At 63.1% G+C, this 15044-nt stretch carries 15 protein-coding genes; 7 read left to right on the top strand and 8 right to left on the bottom strand.

The features are described from left to right. Positions 1-155 (bottom strand): VOC family protein (locus tag EOA23_RS22095; protein ID WP_189341665.1); only part of this gene is annotated, 155 nt, incomplete at its 3' end. Positions 156-378: 223 nt separating this feature from the next. Between EOA23_RS22095 and EOA23_RS22090 the strand changes: the two genes are divergently transcribed. The 3 genes from EOA23_RS22090 to EOA23_RS22080 all read left to right on the top strand — a co-directional run bounded on the left by EOA23_RS22090 (position 379) and on the right by EOA23_RS22080 (position 3576). Then, positions 379-1911: a winged helix-turn-helix domain-containing tetratricopeptide repeat protein gene (locus EOA23_RS22090; RefSeq protein ID WP_127305697.1), complete on the top strand. Its 1533-nt coding sequence runs from the start codon at positions 379-381 to the stop codon at positions 1909-1911. Between the two features lie 542 nt (positions 1912-2453). Beyond that, positions 2454-3083, top strand: a complete 630-nt coding sequence (locus tag EOA23_RS22085; RefSeq protein WP_127305696.1) for a LysE family transporter — start codon at positions 2454-2456, stop codon at positions 3081-3083. A gap of 73 nt (positions 3084-3156) precedes the next feature. After that, a complete protein-coding gene (locus EOA23_RS22080) occupies positions 3157-3576 on the top strand; it encodes a hypothetical protein (protein WP_127305695.1) in 420 nt (139 codons plus the stop codon). On the opposite strand, the gene pyrE is transcribed toward EOA23_RS22080, so the two are convergent. The 3 genes from pyrE to rpoZ all read right to left on the bottom strand — a co-directional run bounded on the left by pyrE (position 3551) and on the right by rpoZ (position 7011). Continuing rightward, positions 3551-4129: an orotate phosphoribosyltransferase gene (pyrE, locus tag EOA23_RS22075; RefSeq protein ID WP_127305694.1), complete on the bottom strand. Its 579-nt coding sequence runs from the start codon at positions 4127-4129 to the stop codon at positions 3551-3553. The genes EOA23_RS22080 and pyrE overlap by 26 nt on opposite strands. A gap of 124 nt (positions 4130-4253) precedes the next feature. After that, positions 4254-6485, bottom strand: a complete 2232-nt coding sequence (locus EOA23_RS22065) for a bifunctional (p)ppGpp synthetase/guanosine-3',5'-bis(diphosphate) 3'-pyrophosphohydrolase (protein WP_127305693.1) — start codon at positions 6483-6485, stop codon at positions 4254-4256. Positions 6486-6609: 124 nt separating this feature from the next. Then, the gene (gene rpoZ / locus EOA23_RS22060) at positions 6610-7011 is read right to left on the bottom strand and encodes a DNA-directed RNA polymerase subunit omega (protein ID WP_042637845.1); all 402 of its coding nucleotides are present in this window, start codon (positions 7009-7011) and stop codon (positions 6610-6612) included. Positions 7012-7313: 302 nt separating this feature from the next. Between rpoZ and EOA23_RS22055 the strand changes: the two genes are divergently transcribed. Further along, on the top strand, positions 7314-7895 hold the full coding sequence (locus EOA23_RS22055) for an NYN domain-containing protein (protein WP_040984251.1): 582 nt from the start codon (positions 7314-7316) through the stop codon (positions 7893-7895). Positions 7896-7907: 12 nt separating this feature from the next. Continuing rightward, positions 7908-8564 carry a uracil-DNA glycosylase gene (locus EOA23_RS22050; protein WP_127305692.1) on the top strand — a complete coding sequence of 219 codons (657 nt, stop codon included), beginning with the start codon at positions 7908-7910 and terminating at the stop codon, positions 8562-8564. Between the two features lie 33 nt (positions 8565-8597). Here the strand turns inward: EOA23_RS22050 and EOA23_RS22045 are convergent, their stop codons facing one another. Continuing rightward, positions 8598-9071 carry an Lrp/AsnC ligand binding domain-containing protein gene (locus tag EOA23_RS22045; RefSeq protein ID WP_127305691.1) on the bottom strand — a complete coding sequence of 158 codons (474 nt, stop codon included), beginning with the start codon at positions 9069-9071 and terminating at the stop codon, positions 8598-8600. 120 nt (positions 9072-9191) lie between these two features. Here EOA23_RS22045 and EOA23_RS22040 point away from each other — a divergent pair, with 120 nt between their 5' ends. Further along, entirely contained in the window at positions 9192-10133 is a 942-nt protein-coding gene (locus tag EOA23_RS22040; RefSeq protein ID WP_281058760.1) for a DMT family transporter, read from the top strand. A 21-nt stretch (positions 10134-10154) separates the two neighbouring features. Here EOA23_RS22040 and EOA23_RS22035 read toward each other — a convergent pair whose 3' ends face one another. The 3 genes from EOA23_RS22035 to dapA form a co-directional block, all read right to left on the bottom strand. Next, positions 10155-10865: a GH25 family lysozyme gene (locus EOA23_RS22035; protein WP_126061920.1), complete on the bottom strand. Its 711-nt coding sequence runs from the start codon at positions 10863-10865 to the stop codon at positions 10155-10157. A gap of 77 nt (positions 10866-10942) precedes the next feature. Next, positions 10943-11422, bottom strand: a complete 480-nt coding sequence (gene smpB / locus EOA23_RS22030) for an SsrA-binding protein SmpB (RefSeq protein WP_041002108.1) — start codon at positions 11420-11422, stop codon at positions 10943-10945. Positions 11423-11447: 25 nt separating this feature from the next. Beyond that, positions 11448-12329 (bottom strand): 4-hydroxy-tetrahydrodipicolinate synthase, encoded by an 882-nt coding sequence (gene dapA / locus EOA23_RS22025; protein ID WP_126061921.1) that lies wholly within the window; start codon positions 12327-12329, stop codon positions 11448-11450. A 453-nt stretch (positions 12330-12782) separates the two neighbouring features. Here dapA and EOA23_RS22020 point away from each other — a divergent pair, with 453 nt between their 5' ends. After that, the gene (locus tag EOA23_RS22020) at positions 12783-14816 is read left to right on the top strand and encodes a transglycosylase SLT domain-containing protein (RefSeq protein ID WP_127305689.1); all 2034 of its coding nucleotides are present in this window, start codon (positions 12783-12785) and stop codon (positions 14814-14816) included. Positions 14817-15044 lie beyond the last annotated feature (228 nt).

Here is a 15044-nt window from a genome sequence, read left to right as displayed (position 1 = left end):
ACCTCATGCAGGTTGATCTTCTGCGAGCCGAACAGAAGCGCGGTCGGCCGGTTCGCCTCATCCAGGCGCCGCATGCCGAGCACGCGCTGGTAGAATGCACAGGTCGCTTCGACCGAGCGAACCGTCAGCACGAAATGGTCGATCCCGGCAATCATTTTGGCTTCCTTTCTTGCACGTCGTCACCCCGAAACCGCTGCGCACCTTCTGATGACATGCATTGATAACATTGTGGCCAGCTTTACGACACGGAATGCTCGCGAGGCCGAGCATGGCCGCCAAGCTCTTTCCGCACGTTCCGGTCGGGCACGAGTTGCGAGGTAGGAAGGCAAACGCAGATCAAAGTTTCACTGGAACCGCGTTGCGGCTATTTTGGCGGCAATGGTTGCGCCGCCTTTCGTTTTCGGACCGTTTGTCTTCGCCCCCGGCCTTGGAGAGCTGCTGCGGGACGGCAAACCGATCGCGCTGGGTCAAAAGGGCGCTGCGCTCCTTGAGGCGCTGCTCAAAGCTGAGGGCGGTGTCGTCAGCAGGCAAGAATTGATGGATAGCGTGTGGCCTGGCATGGCGGTGGAGGAGGGAAACCTCACCGTCCAGATCGCCGCCCTGCGTAAGCTGCTTGGAGTCGACCCGAACGGCCGCGAGTGGATCGCGACTGTTCCGCGGATCGGCTACCGCATGGTGACTTCGAGGCGTGGCGAGGACATGGTTGCGCTTCCCGCACAGCCGGCACTTGCCGTGCTGCCCTTCGAGAACCTTGGTGGCGATTCCGAGCAGGACTGGTTCGCCGACGGCGTGGTCGACGACATCATCACCGCGCTCAGCCGTTTCAAAAGTTTCGCGGTGATCGCCCGTAACTCCTCATTCGTCTACAAGGGCCGGGTCGTAGACGTGCGGCAAGTGGCGAAGGAACTCGATGTCCGCTACGTCCTCCAGGGCAGCGTGCGGCGTTCGGGCGATCGGCTCAGAATCACGGCCCAATTAATCCAAGGGAGCACCGGCGCGCATCTGTGGGCGCAGAACCTCGATGGCGCCCTCGACAACGTGTTCGATTTCCAGGACAGGATCACGGAGGCGGTCGCAACTGTGGTTGGGCCGGAGATCGAATGGGCCGAGATCGAACGTTCGCGGCGGGAGCGGCCCGGAAGCATCGCCGCCTATGACGTCTATCTTCAGGCACGGGCCAAGATCCTGTCGGAATCCAAACGCGGGAATGCAGAAGCCTATGCCCTTCTGACACAGGGTCTCGCACTTGAGCCGGACAATCCCCAATTCCTGGCCCACGCAGCCTGGGCGCTAGAACATCGCATCACGATGGGGTGGCCGCCCTTCGGACCCGACGACAGGGAAAGATGCGCAGACTTCGCCCGGCGCGGGCTGGAACATGCGGCCGGCGATGCGATAGTGATGACGCATTGCGCCATGGCGCTGCTTCAGGTCGTCAGAGACTACGACTGGGGCATGGCCGTCCTTCAATCCGCGGTTGACGCCAACCCCAACAACCTGACGGTCGTCACTTCGGCGGGCGTTGGTCATCTCCATTGCGGGAGCGTCGAGGACGCGCTCGTCTGTTTCCACCGAGCGAACCGGCTGATGCCTCGCGACCAAATTGCGCATATAGCGCTTTGCGGAATTGCCCATGCGCATGTCATTCTCGGTAACTATGAAGAAGCGCTGGCGTCGGCTTCCCGTGCGCTGGCCCGCAATCCGAACTTCGACGCCTCGCTCTGGATGTTGGCCGCTGCCAGCGCCTATCTCGGGCGCATGGACGAGGCCCGCCGATTTGTCGAGGCGCTGAGCAAGCTCTCTCCAGGCGTTACGATCGCGACGATCAGAGCGGGCCAGCCTGCCATGATCCCGGAGCGGATCGGCGTCGTGCTTGAAGGGCTGCGCCTGGCCGGCCTTGAAGAGGGATAATATCTGATAGCGCACCGGCGCGGGAATTGCTCGCGCGGGCAGCCTCGGGTTTCTCATATCTTTTTAGAACTTTTTACACTCGGCCAAAGGAGCTAAATCGTCCTCTAGCGCAAAGTGCCCCTCGTTAGCTTCAGCATTGAACCGAGGGGCTCAAATGTCACCGTTGATGATCGTCTCGCTCGATCAAGGCAGGATCTACGGGCAAAAACCTTCTGTGGATGAGTTGCATCGGCAGCTCATGGCGACCGGATTGGCGCAAGGTGGCTCGTTGCTCGCTGGAGCCATGCTTGTACCCGGCCGAGCCGCGTCCCGGCTTTTCATCGCACTACTGTCCAGGTTCCGCGAAACAGTCACTGGCTTCGCGCACCCTTGCAACCGGCCTCCTCAAAGGAGCGGCGAATATAGATTGTCCGCCGGAGCGCCTCCCCGTCGGAAATGACCGGCCGCGCCAAGCCAGCCCTCTCCTGCCCATTCTCTATCTGACTTTGTCCTTAGCGCGACCCGGCCGATAGACGCGGTCATGCATCGCTGGAGGAAATGCCATGAGCCTGGTGAATGCGAGCGGATTTCAGGCCGGGTTGGCGCTCGGCACGGCTTCGATGGCTTCGATCGGGCCGAACAATCTGCTGATTATCCGCGAGGGTCTGCTGCGCGGGCGCGCCATGTTCGTTGCGAGCCTGGTGTGGGGCACCTATGCCGCCCTGATCGCGGCCTCATGCCTGTTGGGCGGCTTGAGCGCCCAGTTCGATCCCGCTTTCCGCACCACGCTCTCCTGGATTGGCCTGGCGGCAGTGGCATGGTTCGCGCTGCAATCTTTCCGCGCCGCCTCGGCGGCCAAATGTGTCGAGGATCATTCCGGCAAGAGCGAGAGCGACCGCTCCTGCGTCGCCCGCGTCATGGGCGTGGTCTGGATGAATCCGCTGACCTATATCGAGCTGCTGCTTGTCCCGGCGGCGCTCGGCGAGTCCTTCGCCACTTCCGGCGCAAGGTTCGAATTCGTCACTGCCTTGATCCTGATGTCGGCACTCTACTGCTATGGCTATGCGGCGGGCGGCGGCATCATGGCTTCACTGCTTCGCAACCGAGCCAATCTGCGCGTCTTCGATCTCCTGTCCGGCCTTATCCTCACCGGCCTTGCGGTAACGATGGCGGCCGGGCTCGCCGTGCCCTGAGCGATCCGCGCGCCCGCATGCCCCGCCGTCCGTGTCCACGCAGCGTTAGCATCATCCTCGCAGGAGATCCGACATGAATCGATACCGTGAATTCAGAGGCACATTCACACGAATGGAATATGATGCCGAACATGGTACCTTCGAGTGGGTCGCCGAGGTCCATCCATTCCTGGCCTCCATGGGAGCGGGCGTTGAGATAGCGGCCGATCCACAAGTTGAAAACTTCATTCCAACGAGGGTTCGCGGGGCGATCGAAGCAGCAAATCCGGTTTGCGCCGATTATCTTCTCGATCCGTCAGACCGTTTTTTGATCTGGGACCGGGCGACAGGCATGCCTGTCGCCACGAACCAAGGGATTCTTGTCTTCCTAACGGAGGAGGAGGCCATCGCCGCAATCAACCTGCTGAACAGCAGTCGCGCGCTTCCAGTCCTCAAACGAAGGGCGAGACCATCTGTCCGGACGCTTCTCAGATATTGCGGCTTCCCGGCTTGATTGCCGGGATGGCGGCGAGTTCCGGCGGCAGGCGGTCGGCGGGATAGGCCGGCACCTCATATTCGGCAAGCGCGATCAGCGGCACGCCGACATCGGTCTTGCCGGCCGAGCGGTCGATGATGCAGGCGGCCGCGACGACCTCGGCGCCGATCTCACGCAAACAGTCGATGGTCTCGCGGATCGACAGGCCTGTGGTGACGATGTCCTCGACGATGACGACGCGCGAGCCCTTGGCGATCTCGAAGCGGCGCAGCCTGAACTCGCCCCCTTCCCGCTCGACCCAGATGGCCGGCGCGCCGAGGTGGCGCGAGGTTTCATAGGCCGGGATCAGGCCACCGATGGCCGGGCCGACGACATAGTCGATCCTGCCGGGCACGCTTTCCCGGATCTTCTCGGCCAGCGCCTTGCACAGGCGCTCGGTCTTGTCGGCATGCATGAAGACGCGGGCCTTCTGCAGGAAGACCGGGCTGCGCAGGCCGGATGTCAGGATGAAATGCCCTTCGAGAACGGCGCCGGCCTCGCGGAAAATGCCCAGCACTTCGTCAGTGTTCATTGTTGCTCCATGCCCCCTTTGGCGAGTGATGAATGGTGAATGGTGAATGGTAGTGAGAGCACCTTCTATCACTATTCACTATTCACTATTCACTATTCACTATTCACTATTCACTATTCACTATTCACCCATTCACACGCCGCGCGTCACTGACGCTCGAATTGTCCTTGAGCTGCGACAGCAGCCGGTTGAGGTGCTTCAGGTCCCAGACTTCGAGATCGATCAGCATCTCGGTGAAATCGGGCGCCGTGCGTATCATGGACAGCGTGTGGATGTTGGCGTCGTTGGACGCCACCACCTGGGCGATGTCGGCCAACGAACCAGGCGCGTTGATGGCGGTGACCGAGATGCGCGCCGGAAAACGTTCCTTGGTGCGCTCGTCGATGTCCCAGCGCACGTCGATCCAGCGCTCTGGCTGGTCGTCGAAGGCCTGCAGCGCCGGCGACTGGATCGGGTAGATGGTGATGCCGGTTCCCGGCTGGATGATGCCGACGATGCGGTCGCCGGGCACGGCACCTTCCGGCGCGAAGCGCACCGGCAGGTCGCCGCGCACGCCGCGGATCGGCACGGCGCCGTCGCGCGGCTGGTCCTTGCCCTTGCGCGCGGCGCGAGTGCCGGGCATCTGGAACAGCATGCCGGCGGCGTTGCGGATCTTGGACCAGCCCTCCTCGCGCTGCTTGGGCGGGGCGACCGTGACGCGCTCGTCCTTATAGTCGGGGAAGACCGCTTTCATGACGTCGGTTGAGCTCAGCTCGCCGCGTCCGACGGAAGCCAGAACATCCTCGATATCCTTGCGCGCCAGCCGGTGCAGCACCGGCTTCAGGCTCTCCTTGGTGAAGGTCCTGCCGGCACGCTCGAAGGCGCGTTCGAGGATGCGGGCGCCGAGACCGGAATATTGCTTGCGGATCGCGTTCTTGGTGGCGCGGCGGATGGCGGCGCGCGCCTTGCCGGTGACCACGACCGATTCCCAGGCGGCGGGCGGCACCTGCGCCTTGGAGCGGATGATCTCGACCTCGTCGCCATTCTTCAGCTCCGTCATCAGCGGCATGATGCGGCCATTGACCTTGGCGCCGACACAGGTGTCGCCGACATCGGTGTGGACGGCATAGGCGAAGTCGATCGGCGTGGCGCCGCGCGGCAGCGCGATCAGCATGCCCTTGGGCGTGAAGCAGAAGACCTGGTCCTGGAACAGCTCCAGCTTGGTGTTCTCGAGGAAATCCTCCGGATTGTCGCCCTCGGCCAATTGCTCGATGGTGCGCCTGAGCCATGCATAAGCGTTGGTCTCCTTGGAGATCGCATGGCCGGCTCCGTTCATCTTGCCGCCGGTGTCCTTGTAGATCGAATGGGCGGCGACGCCGTATTCGGCTATCTTGTTCATCTCCTTGGTGCGGATCTGCAGTTCGACGCGCTGGCGCGACGGGCCGACGATGGTGGTGTGGATCGAGCGGTAGTCGTTCTGCTTGGGCGTCGAGATGTAGTCCTTGAAACGGCCGGGCACCATCGACCAGGTGGTGTGGATGGCGCCAAGCGCGCGGTAGCAGTCGTCGACCGAATCGACGACGACGCGAAAGCCGAAGATGTCGGAGAGCTGCTCGAAGGAGAGCGCCTTGGCCTCCATCTTGCGGAACACCGACCACGGCTTCTTCTGCCGGCTCTTCACGCTCGCATTGATGGCGTGTTTCTCGAACAGGCCCGACAGCGCCGTCTCGATCTCCTGCAGGACGCCCTTGTTGCGCTCGAAAATCTCGGCAAGCCTCGCGGTTACGGCGCGATAGGCCTCCGGATTGATATAGCGGAAGGCGATTTCCTCAAGCTCCTCGCGCATGCCCTGCATGCCCATGCGGCCGGCGAGCGGCGCATAGATGTCCATCGTCTCCTCGGCGATGCGCAGTCGCTTGGACTCGGGCATATGGTCGAGCGTGCGCATGTTGTGCAGGCGGTCGGCGAGCTTGACCAGGAGGACACGAATATCCTCCGAGATCGCGAGCAGGAGCTTGCGCAGGTTCTCCGCCTGCTCGGCTTTCTTGGAGACGAGGTCGAGCTTCTTCAGCTTGGTAAGGCCCTCGACCAGCTTGCCCATTTCGGGGCCGAACAGCTCGTCGATCTCGGCCCTGGTCGCGGTGGTGTCCTCGATCGTGTCATGCAGCAGGGCAACGGCGATGGTCGCCTCGTCCATATGCATCTCGGTGAGGATGGCGGCGACTTCGAGGGGATGCGAGAAATAGGGATCGCCCGAGGCGCGCTTCTGGTGGCCATGCTTCTGCATGGCATAGACATAGGCCTTGTTGAGCAGCGCCTCGTTGACGTCAGGCTTGTAGCGCTGGACGCGCTCGACAAGCTCATACTGACGCATCATGGGCGGGATCTCGCGGTGCTGAAATGATTGATGCGCCGCACCAAGGTGCGACGCATCCCATAGATAGCCACGAAACCTAAGATACGGAAGTCCTGGATGGTTGATCCAACCCGGACAAAAGCTCTTAGTAGTCGTCGCTCTTTTCCGGCGGCACCAGGCCTTCGATGCCGGCGAGCAGGTCTTCCTCGCTCATGCGGTCGAAAGCGATGTTCTCCTCGGCATCGTCGGCGTCGGCCGCGACAGCGGTCGCGCCGGTCTGGTCGGTGATCGCCTCGCCCTCGGCTTCCGGCTCATCGACCTCGACATGCTTCTGCAGCGAGTGGATCAGGTCTTCCTTGAGGTCGTCGGGAGAGAGCGTCTCGTCGGCGATCTCGCGCAGCGCGATGACCGGGTTCTTGTCATTGTCGCGCGGAACGGTGATCTGCGCGCCCTGGCTGATCTGGCGGGCGCGATGGCCGGCGAGCAGCACGAGTTCAAAACGGTTGTCGACCTTGTCGATGCAATCTTCAACGGTTACGCGGGCCATGGACTGCCCCTTTCATGCGATGGATTTGATGGAAAGCTGGCGCGCTCCATAACGCGGGCGCGGCCGAAATACAAGCTTTATGGCGGCGGCGCCAGCTTTATGGGCCGTTGCCCGGCTCATCATCGCGCCACGCCATGATGCGGCTCACATAGTCGCGATCACAATTGCTTGCAATGCCGGCCGTGCCCTTGGATATCCATAAATTGCGCGTTATCTCGGATGTGACGGGTAGCAAGCGCATTTGTGGGGCCTGCCCGTCGACGCTTTTAGACGACAGAAATTTTCGAAAGGGATGTTTTTCAATGTTCGATCCCCGTGAAAAGATCGCTCTTTTCATCGACGGCGCCAATCTCTACGCCACGTCGCGCGCGCTGGGCTTCGACATCGACTACCGCAAGCTTCTGTCAAGCTTCCAGAAGCGCGGCTATCTCTTACGCGCCTATTATTACACCGCGCTGGTCGAGGACCAGGAATATTCCTCGATCCGGCCGCTGATCGACTGGCTCGACTATAACGGCTTCAAGGTGGTGACCAAGCCCGCCAAGGAATTCACCGACTCGACCGGCCGCCGCAAGATCAAGGGCAACATGGACATCGAGCTGACCGTCGATGCGCTGGAGCTTGCCGACGTCGTCGACCACTATGTCATCTTTTCCGGCGACGGCGACTTCCGCACGCTGGTCGAGGCGCTGCAGCGGCGCGGACGCAAGGTGTCCATCATTTCGACCATGGCCTCGCAGCCGCCGATGATTTCCGACGATCTGCGCCGCCAGGCCGACCATTTCATCGACCTGATGACGCTGAAGAGCGAAGTCGGCCGCGATCCGTCCGAGCGGCCGGTGCGCCGGCCGGAACCGGCCGAAGTCGACGAGGACGATTACTGACGGGCGGCGGCCTTGAGCGCCGCGCCCTCCCCCGAACCCAGCCGCGACTGCCCGCTTTGCCCGCGGCTGCATGATTTCATTGCCGCATGGCGCGAGCGTGAGCCAAGCTGGTTCAACGCGCCGGTGCCGACTTTCCTGCCGCCGGAAGGCGAGGATTCGGTCAAGCTGCTGATTGTCGGGCTTGCGCCCGGCCTGCGCGGCGCCAACCGGACGGGACGCCCCTTCACCGGCGACTATGCCGGCGACCTGCTCTACGGCACGATGATCGCGCATGGCCTGGCGCGCGGCGAGTTCAAGGCAAGGCCGGATGATGGCCTGGAACTCGTCGGCACGGCCATCACCAACGCGGTGCGCTGCGTGCCGCCGGAGAACAAGCCGATCGGCGCCGAGATCGCCACCTGCCGGACTTTTTTGAAACCCACCATCGCGCGCTTCCCCAATCTGCGCGCCATACTGACGCTGGGCTCGATCGCGCACCAGTCGACGGTGCGGGCGCTGGGAGCACGTGTTTCAGCTCTTCCCTTCCGCCATGGCGGCCGTCAGGAGGCCGGCGGCATCGCGCTGTTTTCCAGCTATCACTGCTCGCGCTACAACACCAATACGGGCGTGCTGACGGAAGAGATGTTCGTCAGCGTATTCAGCGAGATCGCGGCGTTCCTGCAGGGCTAGACCCAAACCACCTTAGGTGCGCTGCCCACCCGCTCACACCGGCAGCAGCGCATCCGGCTTCACGTCGCCGATCGAGGCGTAGGTGTGCGTCTCCTTCACGCCGGGCAGCGGCAGGATGACCCGGGTCAGGAAATCCTGATAGGCGGCCATTTCCGCGATGCGTGCCTTCACCAGATAGTCGAATCCGCCGACGACCATATGGCATTCCAGCACCTCTGGCGCCTTGATCACCGCTTCGGCAAAACGCTCGAAAATATGCGGCGCCGTATGGTCGAGACGAACCTCGATGAAGACGAGCGTGCCACGCCCGATCTTTGCCGGATTGAGCACGGCCCTGACCGCAGTGATGTAACCTTCGCGAAACAGCCGCTTCACGCGCAGGCTGGTGCCGGTCGGCGACAGGCCGACTCGCGCCGCCAGATCAAGTGTGGTGCGACGCCCATCTTCCTGCAGCAGCCGAAGAAGATTGCGGTCGACCGCGTCGAGATCGCTGGCTTCCGGATTCACTTCAGAACGCCCCTTCTAGCGTGAATATCGCTACGATTTCCAAAAAGGAGCGTATTTCAACACAGTGAACTGAACAATAGCCTGCACTTTCATCGTGCCGGTGGTCCGCCCGGACGACATATGGGTGACAGTGTGGCAAGCGAACGAGACTCGGGAAGCACGACACTGGCGATTTTCGCCGGCCTGACCATGATCGGCATCTATGCCATCCAATTCGTCGCCGCCCGCTTCAGCCTCCGGGAGCATCTGACGGCGACGGATCTGGCCGTCTTGCGCTTTGGCGGCGCCGCGGTGGTCTTTCTGCCGATCGCCTGGCGCGGTGGCTTCGCAGGCATGAGAGCGCTTGGCTGGCGACGAGCCTTGGCCTTGGCGGCGCTGGCCGGATTGCCTTATCCGCTGATCATCAATTGGGGCCTGACCTATGCGCCTGCCGCCCATGCGGCGGCGCTCTGCCCCGCGTCAATCGTCTTCTTCTCGTTCCTGCTGTCGCGCATCGTCTTCCACGACGGCGCTTCGCGGCAACGGACCATCGGCGTCCTCGCGATCATCGCGGGCCAGTTCCTGTTCCTCGCGCCGGCGCGCGAGGGAACAGGCAGCGTTCTCTTCGGCGACATGCTTTTCATCGGATCGGGCCTGATGTTCTCGACCTATGCCGTTCTTGTCAGACGCTGGCGCGCCGATCCCGTCACGGCGACGGCCGCGGTGGTGCTCCTGTCCTGCCTGCCGCTGCCGGTTCTCTATCTCTTGGCGCCAAGCCAAATCCATGCAGCGGCCGTCGGGGAAATCATCGGTCAGATCGTGATCCAGGGGATTCTGGCCGGCGCGGCGGCCATGTTCCTCTATACCTACATCGTCCAGCAATTGGGGCCGCAGCCGGCATCGCTGTTCCTGCCCGGCATACCGATCGCCACGGTGGTTGTCGGCATGGCCGTACTCGGCGAAACGCCGATGACGATCCAGTTCGTAGCCATAGCCATCATGGCCGCCGGGATGGGCTTGTCAGCGATCGGAGGACGTATTGCCAGCAGACGTCTCAGTGAACCGGCGCCGGGCCGGTCGTGAACGTTTCAGCGGCGCGGGCATTCAAGGCGTCGGCGCGAACAGCCCGGCCAGCGTCTCGCGGCTGCCCTTCAGCACGTTGAGATCGACATCGCCTTCGATGCCGTCGACGCGGCCCATATTGTGATACTGCCAATAGATCCAGTCGTTTTCGCGCGGCCTGATCGCCAGCGAACGCAGCCAGCGTTGGCGCGCGATGATGGTTGCGGAATAGGCGTCGGCCGCCTCATCGGTCAGGTAGAAGATCGCCTGCTTGCCGAAGGCCGCCTCGACCGGGCCGAGGAAAGCGGCAAGTTCGGTGTTCAACTGCTCGGGCGACGGCCGTTGCGGGCAGTTGCCGCCGAACTCGATGTCGACCACCGGCGGCAAAAGCGGCTCGCCGCGCGGCACCACTGCAATGAAATTCTTCGCCTGGTCGGCGCCCGGCCGGCAGAAGGTGAAGAAATGATAGGCGCCGACCGCGAGGCCGGCCGCCCGGGCTTCGCGCAGATTGGTCGCGAACAGGGTGTCGACATGGGTGCCGCCTTCGGTGGCCTTGATGATGGCGAAGGCGACATCGTCGGCCGCGACGCGCCGCCAGTCGATCTTGCCCTGATGATGCGAGACGTCGATGCCCCGGATCGGGAATTCCTCTCGATCCGGCGAAAAGCCACGGAACCAGAAATAGGCGCCGGCCGCGACGGCACAGGCGACAATCACACTGGCCAGGCCCCAGAAAACGATCCGCTTCCCCAAGACCCACCCCCGTCCGAAATGCTGTTAGGCCTGAACCAAGAACCTGGCCGGTGGCTTTTTTCGGCCGGCTCGGAAGCTCAGCCGCGCTCCTTCAGCAGCCGGCCCTTCTCGCGCGACCAGTCGCGCTGCTTTTCGGTCTCGCGCTTGTCGTGCAATTTCTTGCCGCGGGCGATCGCCAAGAGCAGCTTGGCGCGGCCGCGGTCGTTGAAATAGATCTTCAGCGGCACCAGCGTCATGCCCTCGCGCTCGACGCTTTGCGACAGCTTGGCCATCTCGCGCTTCGACACCAGCAATTTGCGGCGCCGGCGCGGCTCGTGGTTGAAGCGATTGGCCTGCAGATATTCCGGCAGATAGGAATTGATCAGCCAGATCTCGCCGCCCTCGGCCGAGGCATAAGATTCCTGGATGTTGGCCTGGCCCTGGCGCAGCGACTTGACCTCGGTGCCGGTCAGCACCAAGCCGGTCTCGATCGTGTCGAGCACCTCGTAGGAGAAGCGCGCCTTGCGGTTTTCGGCGACCGTCCTGTTGTTCGGGTCGGCTTTCTTGACTTGATTCATAATGCGGAGAGGTGGCGCCTCATCCCTAATTTATCAAGCCGGCGTGCTTCATCGCCTGGTCGATCTTTTCGGCCGTCGAGGCCTCGATCGTCACCAGCGGCGAACGCACCACGTTTTCGACCTTGCCAAGCTTCGAGAGCGCATATTTGGCGCCGCACAGGCCGGGTTCGATGAAGATCGCCTTATGCAGCGGCAAGAGCCGGTCCTGCAACTCGAGCGCCTTGGCACTGTCGCCGGAGAGTGTCGCTTCCTGGAATTCGGCGCAGAGCCGCGGCGCGACATTCGATGTCACCGAGATGCAGCCGACGCCGCCATGGGCGTTGAAGCCGAGCGCGGACGCATCCTCGCCGGAGAGCTGGATGAAGTCCTTGCCGCAGGTCATGCGCTGCTCGGAGACGCGCTCGACCTTGCCTGTCGCATCCTTGACGCCGACGATGTTCTTGAAGTCGTGCGCCAGTCTGCCCATCGTCTCCGGCGTCATGTCGATCACCGAACGCGGCGGGATGTTGTAGATGATGATCGGCAGCCTGGTCGCCTTGGCGACGGCGGCGAAATGTGCGTAAAGGCCGCGCTGCGTCGGCTTGTTGTAGTAAGGCGTGACGACAAGGGCGGCATCGGCGCCGGCCTGTTCGGCATACTTCACAAGGCCGACCGCTTCCTCGGTGTTGTTGGAGCCGGCGCCGGCGACGACCGGAACACGGCCCTTGGCCACCTCAATGGCGACCTTCACGACCTGGCGGTGCTCCTCATGCGACAGCGTCGGCGACTCGCCTGTGGTGCCGACCGGGACGAGGCCCGTGGTGCCCTCGGCGATCTGCCATTCGATGAAAGCGCGAAAGGCTTTCTCGTCGAAACGCCCGCTCTTTTCGAACGGTGTGACGAGCGCAGTCAGCGAGCCTCTCAGCATGTCTTCCAAACTCCTTGGAACTTTGTCTGTTTACGCATGTCGTTATCCCAAAACCGGTTCCCACTTTTGGGCGACATGCGTCTGTTTTGCTTGTGCGCCTTCTAATCGAAAGCGAAGCCGCGCACCATAGTCTCGACATGGTTTAGCGGCAAGCATCGGCGTAGTGCCAGCGTCGTGGTTTTCGATGTTCGCTTGACGTTGATATCGGGCTCGGGGCGAACATCGAAAACCACGACGCCGGTTGGTTAGCAGATGGCTAGTGTCCTTGCGATTCTGAAATTCGCGCCGCGCGCGATATCAAGCTCATGCGAATTTCAGAATCGGGACACTAGCAAGCGCAATTCGAACGGCCTCGATAACCTTTTGTTTACGAGCCCTTCACGACCTAAGTCTAGGCTTCGCATCGGGTTCTCGAGTGCCCGCGCCTGACCACGATGTGCTAGGATTACAACCATGCCGACGAGGCGGCCTCATCTCTTCGCGCTTTTCGGCGCGATCGTCGCGCTGACGCCCACCATGGCGATCGGCGGCAGCGTTGACGCGCGCGCGACGGCTTCTATCCCCATGCCCGATGCGCCGCAGGCGCCTGGCCCCACCGCCCCATTCTCCGACATCGCGCAACTGAAGAGCGGCCTCGACGCGCTTGCCGCCAACAACATTGCCGGCGCGCGCAATGCCCGCGACACGCTGCCCGCCACTTCGCTCGACCGGCACATCCTGGCCTGGGCGATCGCGCTCTATGGCGGCGACCAGGTGCCGAGCAGCGAGATTGCCGATGCCGCCAAGATGCTTCCCGGGTGGCCGGGCACGATCGCGCTGCGCAGGAACAGTGAACGTGCGCTCTATCGCGAAAATCCGCCGCCGCAAGTGGTGGTGCAGGCTTACGGCCGCAGCCAGCCGCTGACGCCCGAGGGCGTCATCATCCTCGCCCGCTCGCAGGTGGCGCTTGGTAACCAGGCCGCGGCGCGCGCGGTGCTGGTGCCGTTCTGGCGCAGCGAAAAGCTGGAAGCCAAGGATGAGAACGCCATCATCAAGGAGTTCGGCACGCTGATCCCCGCGGCCGACCATCGCTACCGCACGGAGCGCATGTTCTATGCCGACCGGCCGTCCTCGGCCCTGCGCGTTGCCGGTCTTGCCGGCGCTCAGCCGCTGGCGGATGCGTGGGCGGCTGCCGACAAGGGCGACAAGGACGCCGCCAAGCTGTTGAAGGCGGTGCCCGCGGCGCAACGCTCGGCCGGCTATTTCTTCGCCGAGGCGGAATATCTGCGCAAGCAGCAGAAATTCACTGAAGCCGCTGCTGTCGTGTTGAAGGCGCCGACCGACCGCGATTCGCTGGTCGACCCCGATGCCTGGTGGGTGGAACGGCGTGTGCTCTCGCGCGAGCTGGTCGACCAGGGCGACATGAAAACCGCCTATAGAATCGTCTCCATGCATGCGGCCGAAAGCCCGGCCAATGCCGCCGAGGCCGAATTCCATGCCGGCTGGTACGCGCTGCGCGGCCTCAACGATCCGATGACCGCCGCCACCCACTTCAAGCGCATTGCCGAGCTCGCCCAGGGACCGGTGTCGCTGTCGCGCGCCTATTACTGGCTCGGCCGCGCGGCGGAAGTCGGCGGCCCGGGCAGCGCCAAGGATTATTTCACGCGCGCGGCCAGCTACGGCACGACCTTCTATGGCCAGCTCGCCGGCGAGCGCGTGGGGTTGAGGACACTCAACATCGCCTACCCGAAACCGAGCGCGGCCGACCGCCAGAGCTTTGACGGGCGCGAGGCGGTGAGCGCGATCAAGCGGCTGCAGGAAGCGGGCTATGACCGCTACGCGGAGACGCTCTACCGCGACCTTGCCGGACAGCTGACCAGCCCGGGCGAGCTGGCCCTGCTTGCGGTGCTGGCGGAAAAGCAGGGCAATCACTTCATGGCGCTGAAGGTCGGCAAGATCGCCGCCCAGCGCGGCATCGATGTGGGCGCGCTGTCGCATCCGCTGGGTGTCATTCCCGATACGGCCAATATCTCCGGATCCGGCAAGGCGCTTGCTTACGCCATTGCCCGCCAGGAAAGCGAGTTCAATGTCGGCGCCGTTTCCAGCGCCGGGGCTCGCGGCCTGCTGCAGTTGATGCCGGGCACGGCCAAGCAGCTGGCGAAGAAGGCGGGCATGAGCTTCTCGCAGGCGCGGCTGACGAGCGATGCCGGCTATAACGCAACGCTGGGCTCGGCTTTCCTCGGCGAGCAGCTCGACCGCTTCGGCGGCTCCTATGTGCTGACCTTCGCCGGCTACAATGCCGGCCCCAACCGCGCCGCCCAGTGGGTGGCGAAATACGGCGATCCGCGCGGCAAGGACGTGGACGCGGTGGTCGATTGGATCGAGCGGATTCCCTACACGGAAACAAGAAGTTACGTGCAGCGTGTGATGGAGAATTACGAGGTCTACAAGATGCGTATTTCGGGCAAATACGACATCGTAGGGGACCTTGTGAACGGACGGAGTTGAGGCGGCGTCCTTCCCTTCTCCCCTTGTGGGAGAAGGTGGATCGGCGCGCAGCGCCGAGACGGATGAGGGGTGCTCCAGCGGAGTGAGACGTTGGCGTTCCTTGGAACACCCCTCATCCGACCTCGCTTCGCGAGGCCACCTTGCATAAGCGATGTTGTATGAAGTGGTCGTCCCGTAAGGGACGCCAACGGCCGGGTGGCCACCCGGCCGTTGGCGCCGATCGTCGGA

The organism is Mesorhizobium sp. M2A.F.Ca.ET.042.01.1.1, from assembly GCF_003997405.1.
GTDB lineage: Bacteria > Pseudomonadota > Alphaproteobacteria > Rhizobiales > Rhizobiaceae > Mesorhizobium.
This window is presented reverse-complemented; position numbering and strand designations above follow the sequence as displayed.

Coding starts and splice junctions, on each gene's coding strand:
- smpB (WP_041002108.1), bottom strand. CDS start 11,422: ATGAATCAAGTCAAGAAAGCCGACCCGAACAACAGGACGGTCGCCGAA.
- EOA23_RS22055 (WP_040984251.1), top strand. CDS start 7,314: ATGTTCGATCCCCGTGAAAAGATCGCTCTTTTCATCGACGGCGCCAAT.
- pyrE (WP_127305694.1), bottom strand. CDS start 4,129: ATGAACACTGACGAAGTGCTGGGCATTTTCCGCGAGGCCGGCGCCGTT.
- EOA23_RS22090 (WP_127305697.1), top strand. CDS start 379: ATGGTTGCGCCGCCTTTCGTTTTCGGACCGTTTGTCTTCGCCCCCGGC.
- EOA23_RS22080 (WP_127305695.1), top strand. CDS start 3,157: ATGAATCGATACCGTGAATTCAGAGGCACATTCACACGAATGGAATAT.
- EOA23_RS22040 (WP_281058760.1), top strand. CDS start 9,192: ATGGGTGACAGTGTGGCAAGCGAACGAGACTCGGGAAGCACGACACTG.
- EOA23_RS22020 (WP_127305689.1), top strand. CDS start 12,783: ATGCCGACGAGGCGGCCTCATCTCTTCGCGCTTTTCGGCGCGATCGTC.
- rpoZ (WP_042637845.1), bottom strand. CDS start 7,011: ATGGCCCGCGTAACCGTTGAAGATTGCATCGACAAGGTCGACAACCGT.
- EOA23_RS22065 (WP_127305693.1), bottom strand. CDS start 6,485: ATGATGCGTCAGTATGAGCTTGTCGAGCGCGTCCAGCGCTACAAGCCT.
- dapA (WP_126061921.1), bottom strand. CDS start 12,329: ATGCTGAGAGGCTCGCTGACTGCGCTCGTCACACCGTTCGAAAAGAGC.
- EOA23_RS22085 (WP_127305696.1), top strand. CDS start 2,454: ATGAGCCTGGTGAATGCGAGCGGATTTCAGGCCGGGTTGGCGCTCGGC.